The organism is Paenibacillus sp. 01T422, from assembly GCF_056398785.1.
The window spans coordinates 1-3,824 of sequence record NZ_JBFTQB010000643.1 but is presented as its reverse complement, the minus strand read 5'-3'; the positions used below and the strand labels follow the sequence as shown (position 1 = coordinate 3,824).

General features: G+C 43.9%; 4 protein-coding genes. 3 read left to right on the top strand and 1 reads right to left on the bottom strand.

Annotated elements, in window-relative coordinates:
* Positions 1-569 (top strand): hypothetical protein (locus AC1DUA_RS28025; RefSeq protein ID WP_477502885.1); only part of this gene is annotated, 569 nt, incomplete at its 5' end.
* Positions 570-591: 22 nt separating this feature from the next.
* Here the strand turns inward: AC1DUA_RS28025 and AC1DUA_RS28020 are convergent.
* Positions 592-1,452 (bottom strand): helix-turn-helix domain-containing protein, encoded by an 861-nt coding sequence (locus tag AC1DUA_RS28020; RefSeq protein WP_477502884.1) that lies wholly within the window; start codon positions 1,450-1,452, stop codon positions 592-594.
* Between the two features lie 173 nt (positions 1,453-1,625).
* Between AC1DUA_RS28020 and AC1DUA_RS28015 the strand changes: the two genes are divergently transcribed.
* Entirely contained in the window at positions 1,626-2,504 is an 879-nt protein-coding gene (locus tag AC1DUA_RS28015; protein ID WP_477502883.1) for a phytanoyl-CoA dioxygenase family protein, read from the top strand.
* Positions 2,505-2,730: 226 nt separating this feature from the next.
* Positions 2,731-3,824, top strand: a 1,094-nt coding sequence (locus AC1DUA_RS28010) for a PAS domain-containing protein (protein ID WP_477502882.1), incomplete at its 3' end; no start/stop codon positions are given.

The window sequence follows — 3,824 nt, the reverse complement described above, 5'->3', positions numbered from 1 at the left end:
ACCTCGTTCATCCCGGCAGCCAAACAGCCTTTCAAATTAAATTTGTCCGTTGGCAGGATCGGATTAATCATGAATACTCCAAGCTATATTTCATAGACGCTCATTTGGAAGAAAAGCACAAGCAGCCGACCACCTTTAATAACAAAGGGGACTCTTTTTACCATAGTGTGTACATTCAAAGCAAGCTGTTCGACTATTTTGATTTTGAGAGCGATGATCAAGGTGGGCAGCTCGAAGCAGCTTTTGGCGTGAGCAAGAAAAGCGACGCTTTCCAATTTTTGTTGGAAGAAATCAACGCGTTTATTAAGCAAAAAAGAAAACCATATTTACAAATACTGTCTGACCATGTTATTCAAGAGTTTGCGGAAGCCAAAGCTTTTCCGGAATTCACGGACTGCCCTGAGGATACTATGAAGAAAAACGAGCTGGAATCCGTCATACGGGAGCTGTGCCAGCTCGAACCAAGGGTATTCGCCAGATTGAATTTGGAACAAAAGAAATTAATGGCGCATCTGATCCATTTGGCGATGGGTTCGGCGGAGCGAAAGCGGTTGTTGGAGGCTTTGTAGGAAGCCTTCATCCACAGCGAATCTAAGACCGCTGCCGATTCCGGTACTCCGAAGGGGAGATGCCGAAATACAGCGTGAACTGTTTGCTGAAATGATGGATGGAGGAGTAACCTAAGTCCTCAGCGATGTCCGTGACCGATCGGGCGCTCTCTTTTAATGCGGCTGCTGCCTGCTTCATGATGACGGACGTCCAGTAGGCTTTGGGAGACATGCCCGTGGCTTGTTTGAACAGTTGGTGGAATTGCGTTTTCTTCAGCTTGCTCTGTTCCAGCCAAGATTCATAACTGGAGCCCAGGTAGGCTTTTTTGTGAATATTATCGAGCAGAGGTTTGATTCGGAAATCAATGAACGGCGTGTAAGTATGCAGCTGAACAATTTTGAGCAGTAAGGCTTGGAGAAGGCTTTTGGCGATCGCGTCTGAATAGGGGGCAGAATTCTGATGCTGCTCAACAACTAGGGCGAATAGGTCGGTAATGGCGCTTTGATGCTGAAAGTGGAGCAGATTAGGCAAGTTGTCCAAGTCAGCATTCGGTTCAATTACGGTCAAAATATGAGGATCGAAGTCGGCTTCTTTCCAAACAAGATGCTTCTGCCCAGCGTCTGGGCGCGTATCCCATAAGTCGCAATAAATATTATAGGTGGATAGCGCATGTGCGGCATCTGAATGGAAGGAATGCTGTAGCTTAGGCGGAAAATAGAGCAGATCCCCTTTGGCTATAGGGAAGGTGCCTGATGGCAGGGTAACTGCTCCTTTACCGCCGGTCACGAGGTGGAAGGCATAACAATAACCTAATCGGAAGGACTCGCTGCCATTTTTCTCATAAGGAAAGCGGTAATGATGGGCGGTTCTTACGGTTGGATTCATTGCAGTCAAAATCGGCATCGGACAGTCTCCCTTTTGCGCGCAGGTTGTCTTCTAATTGTATGTCATAATATCTTGGTTGAAAAGAAATTACCGGAAGAATTGATCAATCATTGAACATCCAGATAAATACGATTTAACTCAAAGGTGCTAAATTTATAAGTGTAGATCACCTTTGAGGAGGAATGGAAACAATGAACGTGAGCCAAATCGGCGGAAGTTTGAGCAAAGAGCAAGTCGACTTTTATAACACGGAAGGTTATCTGGTAATTCCTAATTTGCTTCAGGAAGAAGATCTCGCGCAGGCGATTGAAGCGATGACGACCAAGGTCTCGGAGATTGCAGAGGAGCTAATGAAGGCAGGACTTATTCATGACAAATTGGAAGGTCGCCCTTTTAAATATCGTTTGGCGGAGTTGTTTCAAGATTTAACAGCGGAGCATTTCCTGAAATATGGAAGAAGCTGGCGAGACAGGATTCCGGGTTATTTTCACTTGATGAGCAATCCCAAAATTCTGGATGCGGTTGAATCGTTAATCGGTGGAGAGCTTTTCTCCAATCCGGTGTATAATACACGACCGAAAATTCCAAAGGTTGCCGCAGGGGCTGTGCCTTGGCATCAAGATAAATCCTATTGGCCCGATGCCAATTCCAATCCTGTAATTACTGTTTGGATTCCGCTTGTGGATGCAAATGAGATTAACGGTTGTCTGCATATTAAACCGCGCACCCATCGTAAACGCTTACTGAAGTGGCATCAAGAATCAGATACAGGCACAGGGTACACGGCTTTGCGTGAAAGCCAACTGGGCAAAACGAAGACGGTTGTTCTACCGGTTACCGCAGGAAGCGCGATTCTGTTTAATGACCGTTGTCTGCATATGTCAACGCCTAATTTATCTGATGAGGTACGTTGGAGTGTAGACCTGCGATACCAGCCTACAGACCAGGATCCAATGCCGGGCCATGGAGCGGGTTTTCTGGCGAGAAGTTATAAATATCCAGATCGAATTGCGAACTTAGATGATTGGCTGGCAAATCGGATGGAGCATTCGCCCGTCTCGCCAGTCTAATCAATTACGTAGGTTCATTTATAAATGGAAAAATATGGTCGATATTTGAGGGATACTGTCCCTTAACAAGGAGTGCGCTCTTCCTGAGCCGCTCCTTTTTGCGTTTTCGACATTATCCATTAAGTGGAAAATTGCTTTCTGCCCTAATTTGGAAAGGAAAATGCAGAAGAACATAGAATTGTTACTAAAATAACATACGTTTATCGATAGGGTGAGGACTAACAACATGGATAATAGGGTAGAGAGTAAACCAATACCGACAAATTGGATGCAGCAAATTAACCAACTATTCGACCTTTGCTTTCACCATACAAATGCCAGCATTGCGGTTATTGATCTTCAAAATCACATTTTGCAGGTGAACAAAGCGTATGAAGACATGTACGGTTGGACGAATGATGAAGTTTTTCAAAAGTGTCTAAAGACTGTTCCCCTATACGAAGTAGACCGGGTAAGAAATATCCATTCACATGTCATTCTTAATGATCAGGCTGAATGTTATGAGACGCATAAGCTTCGCAAAAATGGCGATTCTTTTTGTGCAAGCATGACCATTTCTCCGCTGAAGGACAACGAAGGTCGTATTTTTGCGCTAGTAGAAGTGGCTAGAGACATTTCTAATCGTAAAATGGAAGATGTGAAGCTGAAAGAAAGCGAAGAACGTTATCGTAATTTGGTCGAACACTCCCCGGAACCCATTATTGTATACGGAGATTCCGTTATCGTTTATGCCAACCCTGCCGCATTAAAGCTAGTAGGTGCTGAAAGTGAAAATCAGCTTCGAGGGAAATTAGCATTAGAATTTATTCATCCGGATGAGAGAAACGAGCTTCAAGATCAAATCGAATATCTACTGAAAGCAGAGAAGCCAACGGATATTCTTGAAAAGAAATTGGTAAGGCTGGATAATCAACTGATCAATGTTGAAATCAGAGCGGTTCCAGTTGAATATTTGGGCAAACCGTCGATCCAATTGCTATGTCGAGATATCACGCATAAAAAAGTGATGGAAAACATCGTTCGCGAACGGGATGAAGAGTATAGGCGCATGATTAAATTGCTCCCTGAGCCGATTGTTGTGCATCAGGAAGGAATCATTTGTTATATCAACGATATCGGGCTCAGGTTATTAGGGGCAATAACGCCGAATGAAGTCATAGGGAAAAGCTTTACTGAATTCATACATCCTGATTTCCATGAGATTTTTAAAGAGAGAGTCAAGTCTGTTGAATTAGTTGATAAATATATTCCATTTATTGAACTGAATCTGCTAGGTTTGCACGGAGATCGCATCGCCATTGAGGCTTCATCTGTTGTTCT